At 66.3% G+C, this 23,950-nt stretch carries 23 protein-coding genes; 9 read left to right on the top strand and 14 right to left on the bottom strand.

Features of this window, described 5'->3' with window-relative positions:
- Positions 1–2: 2 nt before the first annotated feature.
- The 8 genes from AC1D02_RS08735 to AC1D02_RS08700 all read right to left on the bottom strand — a co-directional run bounded on the left by AC1D02_RS08735 (position 3) and on the right by AC1D02_RS08700 (position 9,315).
- Positions 3–1,046 carry a histone deacetylase family protein gene (locus AC1D02_RS08735; RefSeq protein WP_477315784.1) on the bottom strand — a complete coding sequence of 348 codons (1,044 nt, stop codon included), beginning with the start codon at positions 1,044–1,046 and terminating at the stop codon, positions 3–5.
- Positions 1,047–1,048: 2 nt separating this feature from the next.
- Positions 1,049–2,641, bottom strand: a complete 1,593-nt coding sequence (gene gshA, locus AC1D02_RS08730) for a glutamate--cysteine ligase (protein ID WP_477315782.1) — start codon at positions 2,639–2,641, stop codon at positions 1,049–1,051.
- Positions 2,642–2,731: 90 nt separating this feature from the next.
- Positions 2,732–4,486: a DUF885 domain-containing protein gene (locus tag AC1D02_RS08725; RefSeq protein WP_477315780.1), complete on the bottom strand. Its 1,755-nt coding sequence runs from the start codon at positions 4,484–4,486 to the stop codon at positions 2,732–2,734.
- A 63-nt stretch (positions 4,487–4,549) separates the two neighbouring features.
- Positions 4,550–5,368, bottom strand: coding sequence for a peptide chain release factor N(5)-glutamine methyltransferase (prmC, locus tag AC1D02_RS08720; protein ID WP_477315778.1), 819 nt, complete (start codon positions 5,366–5,368; stop codon positions 4,550–4,552).
- Positions 5,365–5,835, bottom strand: a complete 471-nt coding sequence (locus AC1D02_RS08715) for a disulfide bond formation protein B (protein WP_477315776.1) — start codon at positions 5,833–5,835, stop codon at positions 5,365–5,367. Before AC1D02_RS08715 ends, prmC begins: the two co-directional genes overlap by 4 nt.
- Positions 5,836–5,883: 48 nt before the next feature.
- Positions 5,884–6,960, bottom strand: coding sequence for a peptide chain release factor 1 (gene prfA, locus AC1D02_RS08710; protein WP_477315774.1), 1,077 nt, complete (start codon positions 6,958–6,960; stop codon positions 5,884–5,886).
- A gap of 68 nt (positions 6,961–7,028) precedes the next feature.
- Positions 7,029–8,303, bottom strand: a complete 1,275-nt coding sequence (gene hemA / locus AC1D02_RS08705) for a glutamyl-tRNA reductase (protein WP_477315772.1) — start codon at positions 8,301–8,303, stop codon at positions 7,029–7,031.
- 322 nt (positions 8,304–8,625) lie between these two features.
- Positions 8,626–9,315, bottom strand: a complete 690-nt coding sequence (locus AC1D02_RS08700) for a response regulator transcription factor (RefSeq protein ID WP_477315770.1) — start codon at positions 9,313–9,315, stop codon at positions 8,626–8,628.
- Positions 9,316–9,557: 242 nt separating this feature from the next.
- Between AC1D02_RS08700 and AC1D02_RS08695 the strand changes: the two genes are divergently transcribed.
- Complete coding sequence (locus AC1D02_RS08695; RefSeq protein ID WP_477315768.1) at positions 9,558–10,064, top strand: hypothetical protein; 507 nt, start codon at positions 9,558–9,560, stop codon at positions 10,062–10,064.
- Positions 10,065–10,092: 28 nt separating this feature from the next.
- Here the strand turns inward: AC1D02_RS08695 and minE are convergent, their stop codons facing one another.
- The 3 genes from minE to minC are packed head-to-tail and all read right to left on the bottom strand — an operon-like array spanning position 10,093 to position 11,949.
- On the bottom strand, positions 10,093–10,344 hold the full coding sequence (minE, locus tag AC1D02_RS08690) for a cell division topological specificity factor MinE (protein ID WP_477315766.1): 252 nt from the start codon (positions 10,342–10,344) through the stop codon (positions 10,093–10,095).
- A gap of 1 nt (position 10,345) precedes the next feature.
- Positions 10,346–11,161, bottom strand: a complete 816-nt coding sequence (gene minD / locus AC1D02_RS08685; protein WP_477315764.1) for a septum site-determining protein MinD — start codon at positions 11,159–11,161, stop codon at positions 10,346–10,348.
- 26 nt (positions 11,162–11,187) lie between these two features.
- The gene (gene minC, locus AC1D02_RS08680; RefSeq protein WP_477315762.1) at positions 11,188–11,949 is read right to left on the bottom strand and encodes a septum site-determining protein MinC; all 762 of its coding nucleotides are present in this window, start codon (positions 11,947–11,949) and stop codon (positions 11,188–11,190) included.
- A 474-nt stretch (positions 11,950–12,423) separates the two neighbouring features.
- On the opposite strand from minC, the gene AC1D02_RS08675 reads away from it, so the two are divergent.
- From AC1D02_RS08675 to AC1D02_RS08645, 7 genes are all read left to right on the top strand, one after another.
- Complete coding sequence (locus AC1D02_RS08675; protein WP_477315760.1) at positions 12,424–13,602, top strand: acetyl-CoA C-acetyltransferase; 1,179 nt, start codon at positions 12,424–12,426, stop codon at positions 13,600–13,602.
- A gap of 42 nt (positions 13,603–13,644) precedes the next feature.
- On the top strand, positions 13,645–14,385 hold the full coding sequence (gene phbB, locus AC1D02_RS08670) for an acetoacetyl-CoA reductase (RefSeq protein ID WP_477315758.1): 741 nt from the start codon (positions 13,645–13,647) through the stop codon (positions 14,383–14,385).
- Positions 14,386–14,530: 145 nt separating this feature from the next.
- Positions 14,531–15,265, top strand: a complete 735-nt coding sequence (locus AC1D02_RS08665; protein WP_477315756.1) for an AAA family ATPase — start codon at positions 14,531–14,533, stop codon at positions 15,263–15,265.
- Positions 15,262–16,584, top strand: a complete 1,323-nt coding sequence (locus AC1D02_RS08660; protein WP_477315754.1) for an amino acid deaminase — start codon at positions 15,262–15,264, stop codon at positions 16,582–16,584. Before AC1D02_RS08665 ends, AC1D02_RS08660 begins: the two co-directional genes overlap by 4 nt.
- A gap of 50 nt (positions 16,585–16,634) precedes the next feature.
- A complete protein-coding gene (gene pip, locus AC1D02_RS08655; RefSeq protein WP_477315752.1) occupies positions 16,635–17,591 on the top strand; it encodes a prolyl aminopeptidase in 957 nt (318 codons plus the stop codon).
- Between the two features lie 46 nt (positions 17,592–17,637).
- On the top strand, positions 17,638–18,084 hold the full coding sequence (locus AC1D02_RS08650; protein ID WP_477315750.1) for a DUF2721 domain-containing protein: 447 nt from the start codon (positions 17,638–17,640) through the stop codon (positions 18,082–18,084).
- A 32-nt stretch (positions 18,085–18,116) separates the two neighbouring features.
- The gene (locus AC1D02_RS08645) at positions 18,117–18,575 is read left to right on the top strand and encodes a hypothetical protein (RefSeq protein WP_477315748.1); all 459 of its coding nucleotides are present in this window, start codon (positions 18,117–18,119) and stop codon (positions 18,573–18,575) included.
- Here AC1D02_RS08645 and AC1D02_RS08640 read toward each other — a convergent pair.
- Entirely contained in the window at positions 18,572–19,126 is a 555-nt protein-coding gene (locus AC1D02_RS08640; protein ID WP_477315746.1) for an SRPBCC family protein, read from the bottom strand. The genes AC1D02_RS08645 and AC1D02_RS08640 overlap by 4 nt on opposite strands.
- A 102-nt stretch (positions 19,127–19,228) precedes the next feature.
- Between AC1D02_RS08640 and AC1D02_RS08635 the strand changes: the two genes are divergently transcribed.
- The gene (locus AC1D02_RS08635) at positions 19,229–21,259 is read left to right on the top strand and encodes a 2,4-dienoyl-CoA reductase FMN-binding domain-containing protein (protein WP_477315744.1); all 2,031 of its coding nucleotides are present in this window, start codon (positions 19,229–19,231) and stop codon (positions 21,257–21,259) included.
- 57 nt (positions 21,260–21,316) lie between these two features.
- Here AC1D02_RS08635 and AC1D02_RS08630 read toward each other — a convergent pair whose 3' ends face one another.
- Entirely contained in the window at positions 21,317–22,438 is a 1,122-nt protein-coding gene (locus AC1D02_RS08630) for a beta-ketoacyl-ACP synthase III (protein WP_477315742.1), read from the bottom strand.
- Between the two features lie 21 nt (positions 22,439–22,459).
- Complete coding sequence (locus AC1D02_RS08625) at positions 22,460–23,881, bottom strand: S41 family peptidase (RefSeq protein ID WP_477315740.1); 1,422 nt, start codon at positions 23,879–23,881, stop codon at positions 22,460–22,462.
- Between the last annotated feature and the right edge of the window lie 69 nt (positions 23,882–23,950).

Raw genomic sequence — 23,950 nt, 5'->3', positions numbered from 1 at the left:
GCTCATGCCGCCGTCTCGAAACCTTCCAGCACGTTGACGACGTTGATGCCGATTTCGGCCACCGCATAGCCGCCTTCGAGCACGAATACCGTCGGCAGCCCGAGATGGGCGATGCGCTCGCCGATGCGCAGGAAGTCGCCGCTGGCCAGCGCGAAGTGCGACAGCGGATCGCCGGCGAAAGTGTCGACGCCGAGCGACACCACCAGCGCTTCGACGCCAGTCGTCTGCAGCTTGATGCAGGCCGATTCCAGCGCGGCGAACCACTGCGCCGGGCTCGATCCGGCCGGCAGCGGCAGGTTCATGTTGAAACCGGCGCCGGCGCCTTCGCCGGTTTCATCGGCGTGGCCGAGGTAGAACGGATATTCGCTGCGCGGATCGGCGTGGATTGAAGTGAACACGACGTCGGCGCGGTTGTAGAAAATGCTCTGGGTGCCGTTGCCGTGGTGGTAGTCGATGTCGAGGATGCCGACGCGCCTGGCGCCGTCGTCGAGCAGGTGCTGGGCCGCCAGCGCGGCGTTGTTCAGGAAGCAGTAGCCGCCGAAGAAGTCGGCGCCGGCATGGTGGCCCGGAGGCCGCGTCAAGGCAAACGTGCCGCGCTCGCCGAGGCGCAGCGCGTGCGCCGCGTTGACCGCGCAGTCGGCGCCGGTCTTGGCCGCGATCCAGGTGCCGGCCGTCAGCGGCGTGCCGCTGTCCATCGAATACAGCCCCATGCGCGCGGCGAAGTTGTCCGGCTCGACGTCGGCGCGCATGCCGCGGATCGGCCACACCGACGGGAAGGCGTCCTTGCCGGCGTTGGCCGGATCGAGCGCGGTCCACTCGTTCCACGCGGTGCGCAGGAAATGCAGGTAGCGCGGCGTGTGGATGCGTTCGAGCGACACCAGCGGCACCCCGTGCGGCGTGACGATCTTGCCCAGCCCGCGCCGCGCGAATTCGGCCACCACCATGTCGGCCCGCTCCGGCTTTTCGAAGCACGGCACCAGCTCGCCGCGGAACATCTCGTGCCGTCCGCGGTGCTGTGCATGGTGCTCGTTATAGAAGGCCAGCATGGCTACTCACAGCAAAGGGTGCTGGTGTTATAGGCGCCGACGAAGTCGTCGAAGTTCGGGCCCGGCGCCGCTTCGATCGCGGCCTGCTCGGCCAGCGAGGATGCGGTCAGTTCGTCGAACATCATCTGCTCGGCCGGCATCAGTGCGCCGTCGCGGAAGTAGGCCGCATGCAGCTCGCTCTGTTTCAGGCCGAACGCCGCGGACGATCCGATGGCGCGCACTTCTTCCAGCACCCGCGCCGACGGCGTCAGTGCCACGTTGTCGATCTTGGCCTGCTGCGCCGCCAGCGAGGCCGCATGCACGCCGCCGTCGTTGTGCTGGTCGTCGAGCAGCGCGGCGACCGGGCGGATCCGCTCGATCAGCTCATTGGCCCAGTCCTTCAGCGCCACTTCCTCGCCATTGCGTGTCAGCTTCAGGCCTGGCCGGCGGCCTTCCTTGACGGTGCGCGCGAAATTGCGCGCGTGGATGGCGCTTTCGCCGACGTTGATCAGCGGGCTCTCGTCGAGCGCGCAGAACAGCAGGAAGGCGTCGAGGAAGCGGCCGGTTTCCAGCGAGATGCCGACCGGCTCGAACGGGTCGACGTCGAGGCAGCGCACTTCGATGTACTGCACGCCGCGCCGGCACAGCGCCTGCACCGGACGCTCGCCGGTGCGGATCACGCGCTTCGGCCGGATGGTCGAATAGTATTCGTTCTCGATCTGCAGCACGTTGGTCGACAGCTGGATCCACTCGCCGTCCTTCTTGGTGCCCAGCTCCTGGTACGGCGGATATGGCCGGCTGACAGCGTCCATCAGGGTCGTGACGTAGCTTTCCAGGCTGTTCTCGTGCGGCGTCAGGCCGGACTGCGCGTCGTTCTGGTAACCCAGGTCGCTCATGCGCAGGCTGGTCGCGTACGGCAGGTACAGGGTATCGTCGGACAGCGTCTCGAGCTTGTGCTGGCGTCCGCGCAGGAAGCCGGTCGACAGCGCCGGCGAGGCGCCGAACAGGTACATCAGCAGCCAGCTGTAGCGGCGGAAGTTGCGGATCAGGGCGATGTAGCTCTCGGACTGGAAGTCGCGCAGCGCGGTGCGGCGTTCTTCCGGGATGCCGTCGCTGGCCAGCAGCACCTGCCACAGCTTCTCGGGCAGCGAGTAGTTGTAGTGGATGCCGGCGATGCACTGCATCGCTTTACCGTAGCGCAGCGCCAGGCCGCGCCGGTACACGTGCTTCAGCATGCCGATGTTCGAGGTGCCGTAGTTGGCGATCTCGATGTCGGCTTCGTCGGGCAGCTCGCACGGCATCGATTCGCTCCACAGCATTTCGTCGCCCAGCTTGGTGTAGGCGTAGCGGTGGATGGTGTCGAGCTGTTGCAAGGTCAGGCCGATGTCGTGATCGGCCGGCGTGATGAACTCGAGCAGGGCTTCGGCATAGTCGGTGGTGATCTGCGGATGCGTCAGGGCCGAGCCGAGCGCGCGCGGATGCGGCGTGCGCGCGAGGTGGCCTGCGGAGTCGACGCGCAGCGTCTCGCGTTCGATGCCGCGCAGTCCCTGTCCCAGCAGGGCGCGGTGCGCGTCGTCGTCCAGCAGTGCCAGGCGGCGGGTCAATTGGTTCGACACGTTGGAATCCTTTCTTGTACTGCTCGATGAATTGGTGCAGAGAGTAACCGAAAACAGCCTTTTTCGCCGGAGCGGGCCCGAAAATCGCCGCTACCCCGGGGACGCCGGCTTGGGCGCCGGCGCCGCCGCCTTGATCCAGCGCTCGACCTGCTGTTCGAGCATCGCCAGCGGCAGCGGGCCGTTGTCGAGCACCGCGCCGTGGAAGCGCCGGATGTCGAAGCGCTCGCCCAGCGCCGCCTGCGCCTTGTCGCGCAGCGCCTTGATGCGCAACTGGCCCATTTTATAGGCCGGCGCGCGGCCCGGCTGGGCGATGTAGCTGTCGACTTCGACCTCGTTGTCGGCGGCCGCGTTGGCCGTGTTCGCGGCCAGGTAGTCGATCGCCTGCTGGCGCGTCCAGCCCATCGCATGGATGCCGGTGTCGGCCACCATGCGCGCGGCGCGCAGCAGCTCGGAGTTCAGGTGTCCGAACGCCGAAAACGAATCGGCGAAGAAGCCCAGATCCGGTCCCAGGCTTTCGGCATACAAGGCCCAGCCTTCGCCGAATGCGCGATACCAGCCGAAACGGCGGAACTCGGGAAGGTCGGCCAGCTCGTGGGCGCGCGCCACCTGCAGGTGGTGGCCCGGCATCCCTTCGTGCAGGGCCAGCGTTTCGGTTTCCCACAGCGCGCGCGTGGCCAGCAGCGAGGTGTTCACCACCAGCGCGGCCGGCCTGCCGTTGCCGGAGGCTTCGTAATAGGCCGCGCCCTGGTTCTCGCCCTGCACCTGGCGCACCACCAGCGGTTCGGCCGGCACGCTGGCGAACAGGCGCGGCAAGCCGTCGGTCGCGCGCGCGATCAGGCGCCGGTAGCGCTTCAGCAGCTTGTCCGGATTGGCGTAGAACAGGCGCGGGTCGCTGTTGGCGAAAGCGGAGAATTCGGCGAACGAGCCGCGGAAGCCGGTGCGCGCGATCGCTCCGCGCAGCTCGCCACGGATGCGCGCCACTTCCTTCAGGCCGAGCGCATGGACGGCGGCCGGCGCCAGCTCGGTGCTGTCGGACAGCAGGAACTGATACCACTCGGCGCCGCCCGGCAAGCTCGACGCGGCGATGGTGTCGCGCGCGGCCGGCAGGTATTCGGTGCGCACGAACTCTTCCAGTTTTTGCAGCGCCGGCGCCGCTTTGGCCTTCAGCGCGGCGGGTCCGGCGGCCGCCAGTTCGTCGCGCACCGGCTTTGGAATGGTTGCGGGGATCTCGCGGAACGGCAGGCCGAGCGCGCCGTTGGGCAGCGACTCGCGCAGCTGCTTGAGCATGGCCGGCACGGCCTGCACGACGACCTTGGGTGAGGTCCAGCCGCTGCGCATCGCTTCGCGCATCTGTTCGATGACGCCGTCGACGTGGGCCGGCAGGGCGTCGATGCGCGCCAGGTAGTTGCGGTAGTCGGCCTCGGTGGCGAACGGCATCTGCGCCACCAGCCGCGCGAAGCCGACGTGGATGCCGTCCTGCGCGCTCAAGGGCTGCGCATTGTAGGGATAGAAGTTGGCCGCCTTCAGGCGCCGCTCTTTCTGCTCGACGAACAGGTCGTAGGAAAGCTGGTTCTGGCCGCTGAGGCGCTCGCGTTCGATCAGGCGCGCCTGGTCGAGCATCTTGCGCTCGTGCGCGGTGGCGTTGCGGCTGGCCGCGAGCGAGGTGTCCGACAGCGCCGCGTTGTAGCGCGCGTCGCCGGCGGCGGTGGCGAATTCGGGCTGGTTTTGCAGGCGCCATTGCCAGTCGGCGGAAAACAGCGCGCGCGCCTGCTGGTCCGCCGTGTCGGCCGCCCAGGCGGCGCCGGGCGCGAACATGAAAACACAGATGGCGAACAGTTTACGCATGCGCGGCTCCGGGGGCGGAGAACCATTTTATCAAAGGCGGACAGCGCGCAGCGCCGCCTTGGCTCAGCCCAGCGTGCCGCCGGAAACGCGCTCGATGCCGGCCAGGTCGCGCCAGCTTTGCACCTGGTCGTAGCCGTGCGCCGTCAGCAGCGCGCGCACTTGCGCGGCCTGGTCGTAGCCGTGTTCGAGCAGCAGCCAGCCGCCCGGGGCGAGATGCGGCCCCGCGCCGCCGATGATGGCGCGCAGCGCCGACAGGCCGTCGGCATGGTCGGTCAGCGCCGACACCGGCTCGAAGCGCAGGTCGCCCTCGGCCAGGTGCGCGTCGCCGCTCGCGATGTAGGGCGGATTCGAGACGATCATGCCGAACATCTCGCCGGCCAGCGCGCCGTACCAGTCGCTGTGCAGGAAGGCTACCCGCGCGCCGTTGGCGGCGGCGTTGGCGCGTGCGACCGCAAGTGCTTCGGTGCTGGCGTCCAGCGCGGTGACGAAGGCGTCGGGCCGTGTGTGGGCGATGGCGACCGCGATGGCGCCGCTGCCGGTGCCCATGTCGAGCACCGAGGCGCGCGGCGCGAGCCGCTCGAGCGCCAGTTCGACCAGCAGTTCGGTGTCGGGACGGGGGATCAGCACCGCCTCGGTGACCTGGAAATCGAGGCCGTAGAATTCGCGCTTGCCGACGATGTAGGCGATCGGTTCGCCGGCGACGCGGCGCGCCACCAGCGCGTCGAGGACGCTGGCTTCGGCCGCCGTCAGCACGCGGTGCGACTGCGTGACCAGGCCGACGCGCGTGAGCCCGAGCGCGTGGCACAGCAGGATGCGGTTCTCGAGCGGGTCGAGCGGCAGCGCAGCCTGCACCGCGCCGACGGTGGCGCCGGCGCGAATCATCGCTGGCGTCGCACCAGCAGGTAGACCAGCGCGCCGGTCAGCAGCACGAACCAGATGGCCGACCATTGCGGGATCGACAGGCCGAGCAGGGTGTCGCGCGCGTCTTCGCACAGGCCGTCGGCACGGAACAGCCATGGCAGCGCGGTGGCGGTGGGGATCTTGTTGAGGATCGTCTCCATCGGGTCGATCCCGCATGAGAAACCGGGGTGAGCCAGCACCCACAGGTGCTTGCCGACCACGCCAAGGCCGCCCAGCGCGCCGGCCAGGCCCAGGCCCGCGCCCAGGCGCGGCTTGTCGCCGATGGCGCCGACGAAGCAGCACAGCGCGATCGCGAGGAACAGGTAGCGCTGGATCACGCACAGGGGGCAGGGCAGCAGGTATTTCACGTGCTGCAAGTACAGCGCGGCGCCGACGAGGGCAAGGCAGGTGGTGCCGATGGCGAGCAGCAGGCTACGGGATTTGATCATGATTTTCGCAGGTTATAGAAACACGATTATTTTCGCATGGGACGAGGCTTAGTCGCCCAGCGCAGCGAGGAGCTCGGCCTGGTGCTCCGCCGCCAGCGCGTTGGTCAGCTCCGTCAGGTCACCGTCCATGATGAAATCCAGCTTGTACAGGGTCAGGTTGATGCGATGGTCGGTCATGCGGCCCTGCGGGAAGTTGTAGGTGCGGATCCGCTCGCTGCGGTCGCCCGAGCCGATCAGGCTCTTGCGCGTGGCCGCTTCCTTCGACTGCTGCTCGCGCAGCTGCACGTCCTTGATGCGCGCGGCCAGCACCTTCAGCGCCTGCGCCTTGTTCTTGTGCTGCGAGCGGTCGTCCTGGCACTCGACCACGATCCCGGTCGGCAGGTGGGTCAGGCGCACCGCCGAATCGGTCTTGTTGATGTGCTGCCCGCCGGCGCCGGACGCGCGGAAGGTGTCGATGCGCAGGTCGGCCGGGTTGATGTTGACGTCTTCGACTTCATCGGCTTCCGGCATCACCGCCACCGTGCAAGCGGAAGTGTGGATGCGGCCCTGGGTCTCGGTGGCCGGCACGCGCTGCACGCGGTGGCCGCCCGACTCGAACTTCAGCTTCGAGTAGACGCCGTTGCCGACCAGGCGCACGATGACTTCGCGGTAGCCGCCCAGGTCCGACGCCGACTCCGACACCATCTCGACCTGCCAGCGATTGCGCTCGGCGAAACGGGTGTACATGCGCAGCAGGTCGCCCGCGAACAGCGCCGACTCGTCGCCACCGGTGCCGGCGCGGATCTCCAGGAAGATATTGCGGTCGTCGTTGGCGTCTTTCGGCAGCAGCATCTTCTGCAGCTCCATCTCCAGCTCCGCCAGGCGCGCCTTGGCCGCCTCGATTTCCTCCTGCGCGAACTCCTTCATGTCCGGGTCCGACAGCATCTGCTGCGCCTCGGCCATGTCGGCGTTGGCCTGGCCGAACTGGCCGTACAGCGCCACCAGCGGACCGATCTCGGCGTGCTCGCGGCTCATCTTGCGATAGCTGTCCATGTTGGACGTCGCGCCTTCGTGCGCCAGCAGTTCGTCGAGTTCGGCGAGTCGGTTGGCCAGTTGGTCCAGCTTGGCCAGCATCGATGGTTTCATAGGGTGTTCTGATCAGGTGAAGGGAGTTGGCGCGCGGGAGCGCCCGGGTGCGGCGAAGCGAGGCGGCGCTAACGGCGGCTTCGGAACAGCTGGGGCAGCAGCGCGGCGAGGCGGGCGCGCTCGTCGCCCTGGGCGCGGTGCAGCGCCTGCTGCGGGCCGTGCAGGAACTTGGCGGTCAGGCCCTTGGATAGCGCGTCGAGCACGTCCTCGATGTCGTCGCCGCGCGCCAGCATCCTGCGCGCGCGTTCGAGCTCGAACAGGCGCATCGCCTCGCTCGACTCGTGCAGGTCCTGGATGACCGGCACCACGGCGCGGTCGCCGACCCAGTGCATGAACGACTGCACGCGCGTTTCGATGATCGCCTCGGCCTGCGCGACGGCGGCCTGGCGGTTCTCCATCCCGGCCTGCACCACGGTGCCCAGGTCGTCGACGGTGTACAGGAACACGTCGTCGAGGCGGCCGACTTCCGGCTCGATATCGCGCGGCACCGCCAGGTCCACCATGAACATCGGCTTGTGGCGGCGCGTCTTGATCGCGCGCTCGACCAGGCCCAGGCCGATCAGGGGCAGGGTCGAGGCGGTGCTGGAGATGACGATGTCGAACTGCGCCAACTGCTCGGGCAGCGCCGACAGCGTGATGGCGCGGCCGTCGAAGCGGTGCGCCAGCGCCGCGCCGCGTTCCAGCGTGCGGTTGGCGACGGTGATCGATTTCGGATTCTGCGCGGCGAAGTGGGTGGCGCACAGTTCGATCATTTCGCCGGCGCCGATGAACAGCACGTTCTGGTCGGCGATCTTGTCGAAAATGCGCTGCGACAGGCGCACCGCGGCGGCGGCCATCGACACGCTGTGGGCGCCGATGGCGGTGGTGGTGCGCACTTCCTTGGCGACCGCGAAGCTGCGCTGGAACATCTGGTGCAGATAGGTACCGAGGCCGCCGGCTTCGTCGGCCAGGCGCACGGCGTCCTTCATCTGGCCGAGGATCTGCGGCTCGCCCAGCACCATCGAATCGAGCCCGGAGGCGACGCGGAAGGCATGGCGCACGGCGGCGTCCTGCGGCAGCATATACAGATGCGGGCGCAGTTCGGCAACGTTGAGTTTGTGATAATCGGCCAGGAAATGGGCGCTGGCGTCGAGCGGGTTGGGCACCTGGCTGGCCGCGTACATCTCGGTGCGGTTGCAGGTCGACAGGATCGCCGCCTCGTCGCCGCCCTGCTGGTCGATGCGGGCAAACCAGCCGCGCGCCGCGCGCACCGCCTGGCCGAGCTGGTCAGGCGCCAGCGCCAGTTGCTCGCGCAGCGAGACCGGAGCAGTGGTGTGGTTGAGGCCGACGGCAAGCAGTTGCATGTGGGGGCGAATGGCAGCGTGAGCCCACATTATACCGCGAGGCGTGTGCGGAGTCCGGGTCCGGGGTCTGCCCCATGGGGGTCAGACCCGTTTTTTCGCTCGTTTTTTGATCAAACAACCATCAAACAAACGGGTCTGACCCCAATTGTTTTGAGGCGTCAGGCGCCCATTTTTTCGAGGCGGTAGCCGGTCGGAGCGGCGGCAAACCGGCGAGGTCAGACGCGCGAACCGGCGGGGTCAGACCCGTTTTTTCGCGCAATTTTTTGGCAAAGGACCGTCAAAAAAGCGGGTCTGACCCCGTCGTTCCAATGGTTTGGGGGCGTCACGCGCCCATCTTTTCCAAGCGGTAGCCGTAGCTGTACACCGGCACCAGCCGGAAGCCGTTTTCCGGCTTCAGCTGAAGTTTGTTCCGCACCCGCGACACGTGGGTGTCCATGGTGCGTGACGGCACCGCGGTTTCGCGGATCCACACCGCCTCGTGGATGTAGGCGCGCGACAGCGGACGCCCAATGTTGCGAAAGAACAGCAGCGCCAGGTAGAACTCTTTATGGGTGACATCGATCACCGAGCCGTCCTTCAGCAGGCGCCCGGGCCGCGTCTCGAACACGTATTGGCCGAACTGCAGCTGCTCGGCGCCGTTCTGCGACGGGTAGGCCCGGCGCAGCAGCGCCTGCACCCGCGCCAGAAGTTCGCCGCGCCGCAGCGGTTTGATCATGTAGTCGTCCGCGCCTGCGCCCACCCCGGCGACGATGTCGTCCTCGCCCGAGTTGTTGGTCAGGAACATGGTCGGCGCGTGCGCGGCCAGCTTTTCCTTCGCGCGCTTGAGCACGTCGGCGCCCGGCAGGTCGTTCACGTGCCAGTCGAGGATCAGCATGTCGGCGCTGTCCTTCTTCAGCGCGCCGAGCATTTCCTTGCCGTTGTCAAACGATTGACAGGTATGGCCTGCGCCGGTCAGCACCTGGCATATCAGGTCCGCCTGGCTGCGGTCATTGTCGAGGACGGCTATTCTCATGATGGCCTTGGGGAACGGTAGTTGTGTTGTAGGATCTATCCTACGATTACAGATGAATAGTTATTGTAAATATAACAGACTTTTACAAAAAATTGCTACAAAAAAGACAATCTCTTGCGCTGTTCCGGGTCCCGTTCAGCGGTGCCTTCTGGCCGAACAATTACAAGGTACACTGGAAAAGTTAGGTTTTCAATCATCATTTTAGTCAGTAGGAAATTTCACAAAAGAGGGGGTCAATTGTCATGGCAGACACGCTTTCAACCGACTGGACCCTGATTCCCGGGACCGACCAGGACATCGCCACGGTGCGCGAACGCTGCCGCCGCATGGTGCGCCGGCGCGCCACTTTCGCCGCCGGTTTCTCGGCCGTGCCGGTGCCGGGACTGGACGTGGTGTCCGACCTGTCGCTGTTCGCCAAGCTGGTCGAAGAGGTCAACGAAGCGTTCGGCCTGACGCCCGAACAGGTCGGCCGGCTGCAGCCGAAGTTCCGCATGATCGCCTACGAGGCGGCAGTGGGGATGGGCGGAATGCTGGTCGGAAGGCTGGTCACGCGCGAGCTGCTGCTCAGGCTGTTCAAGAAGGTCGGCGTGAAGATCGCGACCAAGACGGCCGCCAAGCTGGTGCCGGTCGCCGGATCGGCGGTGTCGGCGGCGATCGGGTTCGCCGTGTTCCGCCAGCTGGGCTACCAGCACGTGGAGGCGTGCGCCAAGGTGGCCGACAAACTCAAGCCGGCCAGGCCGGGCGCATGAAAAATGGGGACCGAAGTCCCCATGTCGATCACGCGTCCGGCAGCACCACGTTCACTTCGAGCACTTCCAGGTTGCCCTGGCGGTCGAGCGACAGCTTGATATTGTCGGCGCTGACCTTGGTGTACTTCGAAATCACCTCGATCAGCTCGCGATGCAGCGCCGGCAGGAAGTCCGGCCCGTCGCGCACCGTGCGCTCGCGCGCGATGATGATCTGCAGCCGTTCCTTGGCTTGGCTCGCGGTTTTCGCTTTGGGTGGGAACAGGAAGGAAAGCAAGGCCATATCACTTGGTCCCAAAAATGCGCTGCAGGAATCCTGGCTTTTCGTAGCTGGTGAACCGCAGCGGCAGGTCTTCGCCGAGGAAGCGCGACACCACGTCCTCGTACGCCTCGGCCACGTCGGTACCCTTGAAGTGAATCGCCGGATTGCCCTGGTTGGAAGCGTGCAGCACCGACTCCGATTCCGGAATGATGCCGATCAGCGGAATGCGCAGGATCTCCTGCACGTCCTGGTACGACAGCATTTCATCGTTCTCGACCCGCTTCGGCGAGTAGCGCGTGATCAGCAGGTGTTCCTTGACCGGCTCGGCGCCGGTCTGGGCGCGCCGCGACTTGGCCTGGATGATGCCCAGGATGCGGTCCGAATCGCGCACCGACGACACTTCCGGGTTGGTCACGATGATCGCTTCGTCGGCGAACGTCAGCGCCATCAGCGCGCCGTGCTCGATACCGGCCGGCGAATCGCAGATGATGTATTCGAAGCCCATGTTGATCAGGTCGTGCAGCACGCGCTCGACGCCTTCTTCCGACAGCGCGTCCTTGTCGCGCGTCTGCGACGCCGGCAGGATGAACAGGTTGTCGCAGTGCTTGTCCTTGATCAGCGCCTGGTTCAGGGTCGCTTCGCCGTTGACGACGTTGATCAGGTCATACACCACGCGCCGCTCGCAACCCATGATCAGGTCGAGGTTGCGCAGGCCGACGTCGAAGTCGAGTACTGCAGTCTTATGGCCGCGCATTGCCAGGCCGGTGGAGAAGCTGGCCGAGGAGGTCGTCTTGCCGACGCCGCCCTTGCCGGATGTCACAACAATAATTCTTGCCACAAAGAGGTCCTTTATAGTGGGTGAGTTCAGGCGCGGGCTGCCGGACTGAGCGACAGTATATCGATTCGATCCCCGACCAGGCGGATTTGCGCCGGCTGGCGCGCCAACTCCGGCGGGAAGCCGTCGTCGAAAGTGCGGTACACGCCGGCGATCGACACCAGCTCGGGCTGCATCGACAGCGCGAAGATGCGCGATTCGGCGTTGCCCGAGGCGCCGGCCAGCGCGCGCCCGTGCAATGGTGCGTAAATATGGATGCTGCCGTCGGCGATCACTTCGGCGCCGTTGTTGACGGCCGCCGTGATGATCAGGTCGCAGCCGCGCGCGTAAATGCGCTGGCCGGCGCGCACCGGCGTGTCGATGATCATGGCGCCGGGCGCCACAGCCGGCGCAGCTTGCGGCGCCGGCGCGGCGACCGGGGCCGGCTTGGCCGGGGCCGCTGGCGCTTCGCCGGCCAGCGGCTTGGCGCCGCTGCTGCCGTCGTCGAGCGACAGGCCGCGCGCGCGGATCGCCTCCGCCATATCCGGGGTGGCGCCGCGCACGGCGACCGCGTTCAAACGGTATTTCTTGAGCAGCTCGACCAGCGCGCGCCAGTCGATCTGCGGGACGTCGGCGGCGATCGCGCCGACGTCGATCACGGCGAATTCATCTTCGAAAAAGTCGGACACGCCGCCGGTCATCTGCTTGAGCGCGGCGTCGATCGCCAGCGGATCGGCCGAGTGAAGGATCGTCGAAATGGCGACGACCGTGGAGATCTTGATTTCGATGGGCAGGGCCGGGCTTTTTGGCATAAACGCTTCGTTCTTGTTGGGCGGGTTCGCCCAATTGATCAGGCCCGTGCATTCTACTGTGAAAATTGCGGAAAGGGGAGCTTTGGCGGGACGTTCTCAAAGGCAACAAACCCTAGGCGCGACTGGCCCCGCGCCATGCGGGGTGGGTTTTTTATCGAACCGCAGGCTGAAAACGTGGTCTAAGGGTAAACACCGATTGTTTTTGGTGAATAAGCTGATAAGATTGATTTTGCTCAAACGCCGACCCATTGCGCGACCTAGCATCAACGTTTGCCTACCTTGGCAAACATGTGTTTTCGTATCTAGAAACGAAAATGCACCATTTTGGTGCATTTTTAAACCGGACCTGTCGCGGTTGGACGATCCCAATACTGCGGCGCGCCGGCCAGCCTCACCCGAAAACGGTGGCGCCATGCCCTACCATCGGCGCCGTCTGACAACCCGCTGGCCCCACCAGCACCCTCGGAGATTCACATGGAAGATGTCGTAATCGTCGCCGCCGGCCGCACCGCCGTCGGCAAATTCGGCGGCGCCCTCGCCAAGATCCCGGCCGTCGAGCTGGGCGCGCAAGTCATCAAGGCCCTGCTCGCCAAGACCGGGATCGATCCCGCCAGCGTCAGTGAAGTCATCATGGGCCAGGTGCTCACCGCCGGCGCCGGCCAGAACCCGGCGCGCCAGGCCGGCATGAAGTCCGGCTTGCCGGACACGGTGCCGGCGCTCACCATCGGCCAGGTCTGCGGCAGCGGCCTGAAGGCGACTCACCTGGCGGCCCAGGCCATCAAGGCCGGCGACGCCGACATCGTCATCGCCGGCGGCCAGGAAAGCATGAGCGCCTCGCCGCACGTGCTGCCGAACTCGCGCGACGGCTTCCGCATGGGCGACACCAAGCTGGTCGACACCATGATCACGGACGGCCTGTGGGACGTGTACAACCAGTACCACATGGGCGTGACCGCGGAAAACGTCGCCAAGAAGTACGACGTGTCGCGCGCCGAGCAGGACGTCTTCGCCGCCGCTTCGCAGCAGAAGGCCGAAGCAGCGCAGAAGGCCGGCAAATTCAAGGACGAGATCATCCCGGTGGAAATCCCGTCCAAGAAGGGCGCCACCGTGTTCGATACCGACGAATATCCGAAGCACGGCACCACGGTCGAATCGATGGCCGGCCTGCGCCCGGCGTTCAACAAGGAAGGCACCGTCACCGCCGGCAATGCGTCCGGCCTGAACGACGGCGCCGCCGCGGTCATCATGATGTCGGCGTCCAAGGCCAGGGAACTGGGCCTGAAGCCGCTGGCGCGCATCAAGGCCTACGCGTCGGCCGGCCTCGACCCGTCGATCATGGGCATGGGCCCGGTCAGGGCCACCCAGATGTGCCTCAAAAAAGCCGGCTGGACCCACGAAGACGTCGACCTGATGGAAATTAACGAGGCGTTCGCCGCCCAGGCCATCGCCGTCAACAAGGAGATGGGCTGGGACACCAGCAAGATCAACGTCAACGGCGGCGCGATTGCGCTGGGCCACCCGATCGGCGCGTCCGGCGCGCGCATCCTGGTGACCCTGCTGCACGAGATGATCCGGCGCGACGCCAAGAAGGGACTGGCCAGCCTGTGCATCGGCGGCGGCATGGGCGTGGCGCTGGCGGTGGAACGGGACTGATCCCGCATTAATTCGAACGATACCAAAACTAGGAGAACAGAAATGGCACGAGTGGCATTAGTAACCGGCGGGATGGGTGGTTTGGGTGAAGCGGTGTGCATCAAGCTGGCGGCGCTGGGATACACGGTCGTGACGACCTACTCGCCGGGCAATCCGAAAGTGGAAAGCTGGCTGGCCTCGACCAGGGAGCAGGGCTTCAACTTCAAGGCCTACGAGTGCGACGTGGCCGACTACGATTCGGCCCAGCGCGCGATCGCCAAGATCACGGAGGAAGTCGGCCCGGTCGACGTCTTGGTCAACAACGCCGGCATCACGCGCGACATGACGTTCAAGAAGATGGACAAGCCCAACTGGGACGCCGTGATGAGCACCAACCTGGACTCCGTGTTCAACATGACCAAGCCGGTCTGCGACGGCATGGTCGAGCGGGGCTGGGGGCGCATCATCAACATCTCGTCGGTGAACGGCCAGAAGGGCGCCTTCGGCCAGACCAACTACTCGGCGGCCAAGGCCGGCATCCACGGCTTCACCAAGGCGCTGGCGCTGGAAGTGGCGCGCAAGGGCGTCACCGTCAACACCATCTCGCCGGGCTACATCGGCACCAAGATGGTGATGGCGATCGACAAGGAAGTCCTCGACACCAAGATCATTCCGCAGATTCCGATGGCGCGCCTGGGCAAGCCGGAAGAAGTGGCGGGCCTGGTGGCCTACCTGTCGTCGGACGAAGCGGCGTTCGTCACCGGCGCCAACATTGCCATCAACGGCGGCCAGCACATGTCGTAAGCGGGGTTGGGGTCAGGTCCTGCGGACCTGACCCCGCCTTTGTCGCCGCCGGATGAAACCAGGTTCGCCATTTCATCCGGCGGCAGCGATGAACACCGGGGTCAGGTTCAGCGAACCTGACCCCATCTTCGTTCTGGAGCCGACGATGGCGCTCACCGCCAAACCTTACCTGCGCGAAGTGTCGATCCGCGGCGACGCCGACATCGACAGCGGCAGCTATCCGTTCAGCATCCCTGCCGTGCGCGAAATGGGCACGCTGAAGCTGCACCCCGGCGTCACTTTTTTCGTCGGCGAAAACGGCGCCGGCAAATCCACCATGCTCGAAGCGATCGCCGTGGCGATGGGCCTGCCGGCCGAAGGCGGCTCGCGCAACGTCAATCGCCAGCAGCAGGAAGTCTCGGCGCTGCAGCGCGCACTGAAGCTGGTGAAGGGGTACAAGCAGCCGCGCTGGTCCTACTTCCTGCGCGCCGAAAGCGCGTTCGACGTGATCACCTACATGGATTCGCTGCCCGATCCGAGACCGCGGCCCTCGCTGCACGAAAGCTCGCACGGCGAAGCTTTCATGCAGCTGCTGCTCGACCTCGGCGACGACGGCTTCTACCTGCTCGACGAGCCGGAGGCGGCGCTGTCGCCGAACCGCCAGCTGGCTGCGTTGTCTGCGATCGACCAGCTGGTGAAGCGAGGTTCGCAATTCGTCATCGCCACCCACTCGCCTATCCTGCTGGCCTATCCGAACGCTAAAATACTGGTGTTCGACCAAAGCGGCTTGATCGAGACTGCTTACGAAGACACCGAGCACTACGCGGTCACCCGCGACTTCCTCAACCATTACGAGCGTCGGCTGCAGCAACTGCTGGGAGACGACCAGGACACCAAATGAACACTTTGCCGCACGACGGACTGGCGCTGGCCGCACTCGAAGAACAACTGCTGCAGCCAGGCGTGAAGGGCCTGCCGATCACCGCGCCGCTGCGCCAGGGCGCGATCGGCGTGCAAGGCTGGAACGTCCTGCACGGCGACACCAGCTTCCCGGTCGCGGTGCTGAAGTCGTCGGCGCTGCGCCACAACCTCGACTGGATGCGGCGCTTCTGCGCGCAATACGGCGCCACGCTTGCGCCGCACGGCAAGACCACCATGAGCCCGCAGCTGTTCGGCGCCCAGTTGGCCAACGGCGCCTGGGGCATCACGCTGGCCAGCGCCACCCAGGTCCAGCTGGCGCACCGCTTCGGCGTGCGCCGCGTGCTGCTGGCCAACCAGCTGGTGTCGAAGGCCGACATCCACAGCGTGCTGACCCTGATGCACGAGGATCCCGATTTCGAATTTTTCGCGCTGGTCGACTCGAGCGAAGGCGTGGCGCGCCTGGCCGCCGCGGTGGCCGCGCATCCGATCGCGCGTCCCTTGCCGCTGCTGGTCGAACTGGGCCTGCCCGGCAAGCGCGCCGGCTGCCGCAGCGACGCCGACGCGCTGGCGCTGGCACGCCAAGTCGGGCGCGCGCCCGGCCTGCAACTGGCGGGCTTCGAAGGCTACGAAGGCCTGCTGGTGTCGGATGACCGCGCCGGCGACGTCAGGCAGGTCGACGACTTCCTCGCGCGCCTCGCCGCGCTGGTGCGCGCCGCCGACGAAGAGCAGCTGTTCATGGGCTGCGCGCAGATCCTGCTGTCGGCCGGTGGATCCGGATACTTCGACCTGGTCGCGCGCGGCTTTGCCGGCGTGGGCGACTTGTCGCGTCCCGTGTTGCCGGTGCTGCGCAGCGGCTGCTACCTCACCAGCGACCACGGCTCCTACCTGCGCCAGATCGGCGACCTCGATGCGCGCGAGGGCGGCCATACGGCGCTCGGCGGCGAACGACTGAAGCCGGCGCTGGAAGTGTGGAGCATGGTGCAGTCGCGCCCCGAACCGCAGCTGGCGATCCTCACGATGGGCAAGCGCGACGCCTCGTACGACATCGACCTGCCGATCCCGCTGTTCACGCATCGTCCCGGCCCTGGCGTGCCGACCGCGCTGCCGGCCGGCTGCAGCATCGCCAAGATGAACGACCAGCACGCGTACCTGACGCTACCGGCCGGCTTCGACCTGCAGGTGGGCGACCTGGTCGGCTGCGGCATTTCCCATCCGTGCACCACGTTCGACAAGTGGCCGCTGCTGCTGGCGGTGGACGACGATTACGGCGTGCGCTACGCCGTCAATACCTTCTTCTGAGTCGGGGGCGGGTGCGCTACAATCGACTCACCTCATCGAAGAGATTCACCATGCACGAAGCCCCGCCGTCGCTGTTCCCGACCATCCTGCCGATCCGCCACGGCATGCTCGAAGTCGATCCGCTCCACACCATCTACTGGGAGGAGGTCGGCAATCCGAACGGCGCACCGGTGCTGTTCCTGCACGGCGGCCCGGGCGCCGGCCTGTCGCCGCAGCACCGCCGCTTCTTCGATCCCGAGCACTACCGCATCATCCTGTTCGACCAGCGCGGCGCCGGCAAATCGACGCCGCTTGGCGAGTGGCGCAACAACACCACCCAGCTGCTGATCGAGGACATCGAGACGCTGCGCGTCAAGTTCGGCATCGAGCAGTGGCTGGTGTTCGGCGGCTCGTGGGGTTCGACCCTGGCGCTGGCGTACGGCCAGGCCCATCCCGAACGCTGCCTGGGCTTCATCCTGCGCGGGATTTTCCTGTGCACCGCCACCGAAATCGACTGGTTCCTGCACGGCGTCCAGTGGTTCTATCCGGAGCTGTACGACGAATTCATCGCGCCGATTCCCGAAGCCGAGCGGGGCGACCTGCTCAAGGCCTACACCACGCGCATGCTGTGCGACGACCCGGACGTCTACTGGCCCGCGGCGCGCGCCTGGAGCCGATTCGAAGGGCGGCGCGTGTTCCTGCTGCCGCAGCCGGAAGAAGCGGTGTCCGATACGCTCGACCTGGGCGTCGGCCGCCTCGAGTCGCACTACATGGCCAACCTCGGCTTCATGGAAGAGGGCCAGCTGATGCGCGACCTTGGCCGCATCGCCCACCTGCCGGCCGTGATCGTGCAGGGCCGCTACGACGTGATTTGCCCGCCGGTGTCGGCCTACCGCCTGCACCAGGCCTGGCCGAAATCGCAGCTGCGCATGATCGCCGACGCCGGCCACGGCGCGCTTGAGAAGGGGATTTCGGCCGCGCTGGTGGCGGCGACCGAACAGTTCAAACGGCTCGGCCGCTTCGAATGAACGGCCGGGCTGCTACACTGGCGCCTAATCCAACAAGAATACGATCATGAATATCCAGATCAGCGACATCGGCCACGTGATCCAGCTGGCCATCGCGCCGGTGTTCCTGCTGACCGGCGTGGCCACCAAGCTGACCGTGCTGACCAACCGGCTGGCGCGCATCATCGACCGCTCGCGCGTGCTCGAGGACCGCCTCGAAATCGGGCCGCACGACGACTACACGTCCGAACTCGATGTCCTGTACGGCCGCGCGCACCTGATCAACACCGCGATCACGCTGTCGACCGGCTGCGGCCTGCTGGTCTGCCTGGTCATCGCGATGCTGTTCCTCGGCGACACCACCAGCCTGCCGCTCGACAAATACATCGCCGGCTGTTTCGTGCTGGCGATGGTTGCGCTGATCGGCAGCTTCGTGTTCCTGCTGCGCGAGATCTTCATCGCTTCCCATCACATGCGGCTCGCGCACAACGTGCGCCGCGAGCTGCTGAAATAAGCCAGCCGACACTTTTTACCGGACCACCTGACATGCACGACTATCAACGCCCCCCAACCCTGCACCGCTACGCGCCGCGCGCCGAACTCGAACTGTCGCTGCGCGAAGGCCAGTTCCGCCTGGTCCCGGCCGGCCAGTTCCTGACCCTGTCGTTTTCGACGGTGTGGGACAAATCGCTGTTCGACCTGCTGGCGCCCAACGACGGCAGCTGCCTGGTCATCCACAACACCGAAGAATTCGGCGAGCGCCTGCATCGCGCGGTGCAGCGCACCCTGCCCAGTTGGGCGGGCATCGACGGCGAGATCGAGTACGGCGCGCGCGCCGCGCTCGGCGCCGCGTTCACCAAGACGCTGGCCGAAGCGCACGAACACGAGTGGCAGTTCGCCTGGCGCCCGATGACGCCGCAGTCGCGCCTGAATCCGATCACCATCAAAATCGGCAGCATCGAATCGTTCGCCGAACTGCGCGGACGGGAAAGCTACGCGGCCTAGTCTTCGCGGTCGAGGCGCGCCAGCACGGCGCGCAGCATCTTGTCGATGTCCGACCGGATGAACTTCACGCCGAACATGCCCGGCACGTAGAACTTGGGCGCCATCGTGCCGCGGTAGACGACACGCGTGCCGCCGGTCGCCGCGACCGGGATCAACTGCCAGCTGCAGCGATACACCTTCATGTCGCCATCGAGCAGGCCGACGTCGATATGCGTCATCGGCTGTTCGCGGACCTTCACCACCAGGTGGATGTCGCGCCGGAAGAACAGCATGTGCGCCGAGCCGAATTGCTCCACCACGGCCTGGTCGCCGCTGCGCGAAATCACGCGCGCGCTGCGCAGGTCCGGCACGAATTCGGCCATGCGGTTGTAGTCGGTCAGGATGCGCCACACGGTGGCCGGCGGCGCCGCCACCTCGCCCTGCGCCTCGATCTGGTACACCTGGCCTTCTTCGGCATCGACGCGTTCGACGGTGAGGGTGACGGCGGGTTCTTGCGCCATGGCGGGCAGGCAGACTGCGAGCAGCAGCGGAAAAATTAATCGGGCAATCATGGGGCCAGCGTAGCATGCGGCTACGCGGCCCGTCTTCAATCGTGCGCTGTCAACACAGGATTTTAGAAGCCGCCATCTACCGAAGTACGGTCTAATGCCGTCATGACAATCACCTTCCCCCATCTGCTCGCGCCGCTCGATCTCGGCTTCACCACCTTGCCCAACCGCGTCATCATGGGCTCGATGCATACCGGCCTCGAAGACCGCTTCTACAACTACGGCAAGCTGGCTGAGTTCTACCGCGAACGCGCGCGCGGCGGCGTCGGCCTGATCGTCACCGGCGGCATCTCGCCGGACCGCCAGGGCTGGCTGCTGCCGTTCGGCGGCACCCTGAATTTCGCCGGCGACGTGTTCAATCACCGCCGGGTCACTCGCGCGGTGCATGAAGAAGGCGGCAAGATCCTGATGCAGATCCTGCACGCGGGCCGCTACGGCTACCAGCCATTAGTGGTTTCAGCGTCCGGCGTGAAGTCGCCGATCTCGCCGTTCAAGCCGCGCCCGCTGACCGAACGCGGCATCGAGAAGACCATCGCCGCCTATGCGCGATGCGCGCGGCTGGCCAAGGCGGCCGGCTACGACGGCGTCGAGGTGATGGGCAGCGAAGGCTACCTGCTCAACCAGTTTCTTTGCGCGCGCACCAACCAGCGCACCGACCGCTGGGGAGGCAGCATCGAGAACCGCATGCGCCTGCCGCTCGAAATCGTCCGGCGCATCCGCGCGCGCGTCGGCCCCGACTTCATCATCATGTACCGCCACTCGCTGCTCGACCTGGTCGAAGGCGGCAACACCTGGGACGAAGTGGTGGCGGTCGCCAAGGGGCTGGAGCAGGCGGGCGTGACCATCCTCAATACCGGCTACGGCTGGCACGAAGCCCGGGTCCCGACCATCGTCACTTCGGTGCCGCGCGCCGCGTTCGCCGGCGTGGCCGGGCGCCTGCGCCGCGAGCTGTCGATCCCCGTGGTCGCGTCGAACCGCATCAACATGCCGGCCGAAGCGGAAGGCGTCATCGCGCGCGGCGACGCCGACCTCGTCTCGATGGCGCGGCCGTTCCTGGCCGATCCGGAGTTCGTCGCCAAGGCCGCGGCCGGCCGTGCCGACGAAATCAATACCTGCATCGGCTGCAACCAGGCCTGCCTCGACCACACCTTCGCCAACAAGCGCGCCAGCTGCCTGGTCAACCCGCGCGCCTGCCACGAGACGGAGCTGGTGTACGCGAAAGCTTCGACGCCTAAAAAAGTGGCGGTGATCGGCGCCGGGCCGGCCGGCCTGTCGGCGGCGACGGTGGCGGCCGAATGCGGCCACGACGTCACGCTGTTCGACGGCAGCGACGCCATCGGCGGGCAATTCAAGATCGCCATGCAGATCCCCGGCAAGGAAGAATTCAGCGAGACCATCCGCTACTTCACCCGCAAGCTGGAAACGACCGGCGTGAAGCTGCGGCTGGGGCATCTGGTCACGCGCGAGCAGCTTCTCGCCGGCGGCTACGACCACGTGATCGTAGCCACTGGAATCCGGGTGCGCAAGCCGGCAATCGACGGCATCGATCATCCGATGGTGCTCTCGTATGTCGACGTGGTGCGCGACAAGGCGCCGGTCGGCAAGCGCGTGGCCATCATCGGCGCTGGCGGGATCGGCTTCGACGTCGGCGAATACCTGGTGCACGATCCCGCGCATGCGCTGCCCATGCCGGTGGCCGAGTGGACGCGCGAGTGGGGCGTCGACCTGGCGGCCGGCGCCGGCGGCGCACTGGTCAAGCCGGAAGCGCCGGCGCCGTTCCGGCAGGTCTGGCTCATGCAGCGCAAGACGTCGAAGCCGGGCGCGGGCCTGGGCAAGACCAGCGGCTGGGTGCACCGCGCCACGCTGGCGCGCAACGGCGTCGTGATGATGGCGGGCGTCCAGTACGACCGTATCGACGACCAGGGGCTGCATATCACCGTGGGCGGCGAGCAGCGATTGCTCGAAGTCGACAATGTGGTAATTTGCGCGGGCCAGGAGAGCCTGGCGGATCTGGTGCCGGCGCAAGGGGAAAGCGGCGGGCCGCGCTTTCACAAGATCGGCGGCGCGGCGCTGGCGGCGGAGCTGGATGCGAAGCGGGCGATCAGGGAGGGTGCGGAACTGGCGGCTAGCTTGTGAAGTGCGGGTCTGACCTAGGTCAGACCCCAAAATCACCCGATTAGTTCCCGGTTTCGGCTAAAGTTTTCTTACGACGACGCAGCCGATCGAGTAGCCGGCGCCGAACGAGCAGATCACGCCCAGGCTTCCCTTCGCCATGTCGTCCTGATACTTGTGGAAGGCGATGATCGAGCCGGCCGACGAGGTGTTCGCATAGGTGTCGAGAATTACCGGCGCTTCGTTCGGCTCGGCGTCGCGCCCCAGCAGCGTGCGCGCGATCAGCAGGTTCATGTTCAGGTTGGCCTGGTGCAGCCAGTAGCGCGACACCTGGGGGATCTCGAGGCCGGCCGCGTGCACCGTGTCCTTGATCATCTGGGCCGCCATCGGGCACACTTCCTTGAACACCTTGCGGCCCTGCTGGCGAAACAGCTTATCCGGCTTGCCCACGCCCGCTTCGTCGAAGCGATTCATGAAGCCGAAGTTGTTGCGGATGTTGTTGGAGAACGAGGTCTTGAGCTTCGACTCGAGGATCTCCCACTGGTGCTCGCTGACCGCCTGGTCGGCCGCTTCGACCACGATCGCGGTGCAGGCGTCGCCGAAGATGAAGTGGCTGTCTCGGTCGCGGTAGTTCAGGTGGCCGCTGGTGATTTCGGGATTGAGCACCAGTACCGCGCGCGCCTGGCCGCTCTGCACCGCCGCCAGCGCGGTCTGGATGCCGAAGGTCGCCGACGAGCAGGCGACGTTCATGTCGAAGCCGTAGCCTTCGATGCCCAGCGCGTCCTGCACTTCGACCGCCATCGCAGGGTAGGCGCGCTGCATGTTGCTGCAGGCGACCAGCACCATGTCGATGTCGGCCGGCGTGCGTCCCGCGCGATCGAGCGCCTGGCGCGCGGCGGCGACGCACATCTCGGCCTGCAGCGACAGTTCGTCGTCGCCGCGCTCGGGAATCCGCGCGGTCATGCGCGCCGGGTCGAGGATGCCTTCCTTTTCCATCACGTAGCGCGACTTGATGCCGGACGCCTTTTCGATGAAGCCGGCGCTCGACGCTTCGATAGGCGTCACTTCGCCGGCGCCGATTGCGGCCGCGTTGTCGGCGTTGAACTGCTCCGCATACGCGTTGAACGCGACCACCAGTTCTTCGTTGGAGATCGAGTAAGGAGGCGTGAACAGGCCGGTGCCGCTGATGACGACTTTTTTCATGGGGGTGCTTTCAAAATGAATCTAACGCGGTTTCGCGGGCGCGTGCGCCGCCAGCTGCTTCGATGTCTGCAGCGGCAGTCCCTTCAAGTGGTTCAGTGCCTGGCGCAGCTGGAAATCGTCGGCGCCGCCGTATTCGAGCGGCTTGCGCTTGCGCTCGGCCGCGATCAGCGCCAGTTCTTCTTCGGCGTCGTCGCGCGCCGCGCTGCGTTCTTCCTTGTCGCGGTCGTTCGACAGGTGGCGCTGCAGGTCGGCCTCGCGCGTGCGCAGGCCGTTCAGGCCGTCGCCGTCGGCGTTTTCGTCGACCAGCAAGTCGGGCACGATGCCCTTGGCCTGGATCGAGCGGCCGGACGGGGTGTAGTAGCGCGCGGTGGTCAGCTTGACCGCGGCGTCGTTCGACAGCGGCCGGATGGTCTGCACCGAGCCCTTGCCGAAGGTCTGGCTGCCCATGATGATGGCGCGCTTGTAGTCCTGCAGCGCGCCGGCGACGATCTCGGACGCGGAGGCCGAGCCGGTGTTCACCAGCACCACCAGCGGCACGCTCTTGACCGCGGCCGGCAGGCGCGCCAGCGCGTCGCTGTCGGCGCGCAGCGAATAGAATTCCGGGCGCCCGTAGAAGCTTTGCTTCGAGTCGGGCAGCTGGCCGTTGGTCGAGACGATTTCGGCGTCCTTCGGCAGGAAGGCCGCGGACACGCCGATCGCGCCCTGCAGCAGGCCGCCCGGATCGTTGCGCAGGTCGAGCACCAGGCCTTTCAGGTTGGGCTCCTGCTTGTACAGGGCGAGCAGGCGCGCGGCCAGGTCGTCGACGGTCGGCTCCTGGAACTGCGACACGCGCAGCCAGCCGTAGCCGGGCTCGACGATTTTGGCCTTGACGCTTTTCTGGACGATTTCCTCGCGCGCGATGGCAAACGTCAGCGGCGCCGCCATGCCCTTGCGGGCGATGGTGAGGGTGACTTTGCTGCGCGGGGCGCCGCGCATCTTCTTGATCGCCTCGTCGAGCGCGAGGCCCTGCACGCTGGCGGCGTCGATCCGGACGATCAGGTCGCCCGGCTTGATGCCGGCGCGCCAGGCCGGCGAGTCCTCGATCGGCGCGACGATTTCGATGTTGCCGTCGGCGCTAGCCGCGATTTCGATGCCGAGGCCGACGAATTTGCCTTCGGTGCCTTCGCGCAGTTCGCGCCAGGCGTTCTTGTCGAGGTAGGCGGAGTGCGGGTCGAGCGAGGCGACCATGCCGGCGATCGCTTCGGTCAGCAGCTTCTTGTCTTCGACCTGCTCGACGTAGTCGGATTTGATCAGGCCATACACGTCGGCCAGCTGGCGCAGTTCTTCGATCGGCATGCCGGGATCGACCGGCTTTTGCGCCAGTGCCGAAAACTGCATCGAGATGGCGACGCCGGCCACCAGCCCGAGGCCGACGAGTCCGGAGTTCTTCAGGGTAGAGCCCATGCTGTTCCTCATGCCGCGCCGAAGCGGCGCCGGTCCAGTATAAACGCGTTCGCCGCGCCAGCCCATCGG

This window comes from Massilia sp. P1_C10, assembly GCF_056406475.1.
The sequence above is the reverse complement of the archived record's forward strand: the minus strand, read 5'-3'. Positions and strand labels throughout refer to the sequence as shown.

Bases quoted from the DNA above. Each gene is read 5' to 3' on its own strand.
- minC (WP_477315762.1), bottom strand. From the start codon at position 11,949: ATGCCAAAAAGCCCGGCCCTGCCCATCGAAATCAAGATCTCCACGGTC.
- prfA (WP_477315774.1), bottom strand. From the start codon at position 6,960: ATGAAACCATCGATGCTGGCCAAGCTGGACCAACTGGCCAACCGACTC.
- AC1D02_RS08645 (WP_477315748.1), top strand. From the start codon at position 18,117: ATGCACGACTATCAACGCCCCCCAACCCTGCACCGCTACGCGCCGCGC.
- AC1D02_RS08625 (WP_477315740.1), bottom strand. From the start codon at position 23,881: ATGGGCTCTACCCTGAAGAACTCCGGACTCGTCGGCCTCGGGCTGGTG.
- hemA (WP_477315772.1), bottom strand. From the start codon at position 8,303: ATGCAACTGCTTGCCGTCGGCCTCAACCACACCACTGCTCCGGTCTCG.
- phbB (WP_477315758.1), top strand. From the start codon at position 13,645: ATGGCACGAGTGGCATTAGTAACCGGCGGGATGGGTGGTTTGGGTGAA.
- prmC (WP_477315778.1), bottom strand. From the start codon at position 5,368: ATGATTCGCGCCGGCGCCACCGTCGGCGCGGTGCAGGCTGCGCTGCCG.
- pip (WP_477315752.1), top strand. From the start codon at position 16,635: ATGCACGAAGCCCCGCCGTCGCTGTTCCCGACCATCCTGCCGATCCGC.
- AC1D02_RS08630 (WP_477315742.1), bottom strand. From the start codon at position 22,438: ATGAAAAAAGTCGTCATCAGCGGCACCGGCCTGTTCACGCCTCCTTAC.
- AC1D02_RS08700 (WP_477315770.1), bottom strand. From the start codon at position 9,315: ATGAGAATAGCCGTCCTCGACAATGACCGCAGCCAGGCGGACCTGATA.
- AC1D02_RS08660 (WP_477315754.1), top strand. From the start codon at position 15,262: ATGAACACTTTGCCGCACGACGGACTGGCGCTGGCCGCACTCGAAGAA.
- AC1D02_RS08735 (WP_477315784.1), bottom strand. From the start codon at position 1,046: ATGCTGGCCTTCTATAACGAGCACCATGCACAGCACCGCGGACGGCAC.
- AC1D02_RS08695 (WP_477315768.1), top strand. From the start codon at position 9,558: ATGGCAGACACGCTTTCAACCGACTGGACCCTGATTCCCGGGACCGAC.
- AC1D02_RS08665 (WP_477315756.1), top strand. From the start codon at position 14,531: ATGGCGCTCACCGCCAAACCTTACCTGCGCGAAGTGTCGATCCGCGGC.
- AC1D02_RS08640 (WP_477315746.1), bottom strand. From the start codon at position 19,126: ATGATTGCCCGATTAATTTTTCCGCTGCTGCTCGCAGTCTGCCTGCCC.
- AC1D02_RS08635 (WP_477315744.1), top strand. From the start codon at position 19,229: ATGACAATCACCTTCCCCCATCTGCTCGCGCCGCTCGATCTCGGCTTC.
- AC1D02_RS08650 (WP_477315750.1), top strand. From the start codon at position 17,638: ATGAATATCCAGATCAGCGACATCGGCCACGTGATCCAGCTGGCCATC.
- AC1D02_RS08715 (WP_477315776.1), bottom strand. From the start codon at position 5,835: ATGATCAAATCCCGTAGCCTGCTGCTCGCCATCGGCACCACCTGCCTT.
- AC1D02_RS08675 (WP_477315760.1), top strand. From the start codon at position 12,424: ATGGAAGATGTCGTAATCGTCGCCGCCGGCCGCACCGCCGTCGGCAAA.
- minE (WP_477315766.1), bottom strand. From the start codon at position 10,344: ATGGCCTTGCTTTCCTTCCTGTTCCCACCCAAAGCGAAAACCGCGAGC.
- AC1D02_RS08725 (WP_477315780.1), bottom strand. From the start codon at position 4,486: ATGCGTAAACTGTTCGCCATCTGTGTTTTCATGTTCGCGCCCGGCGCC.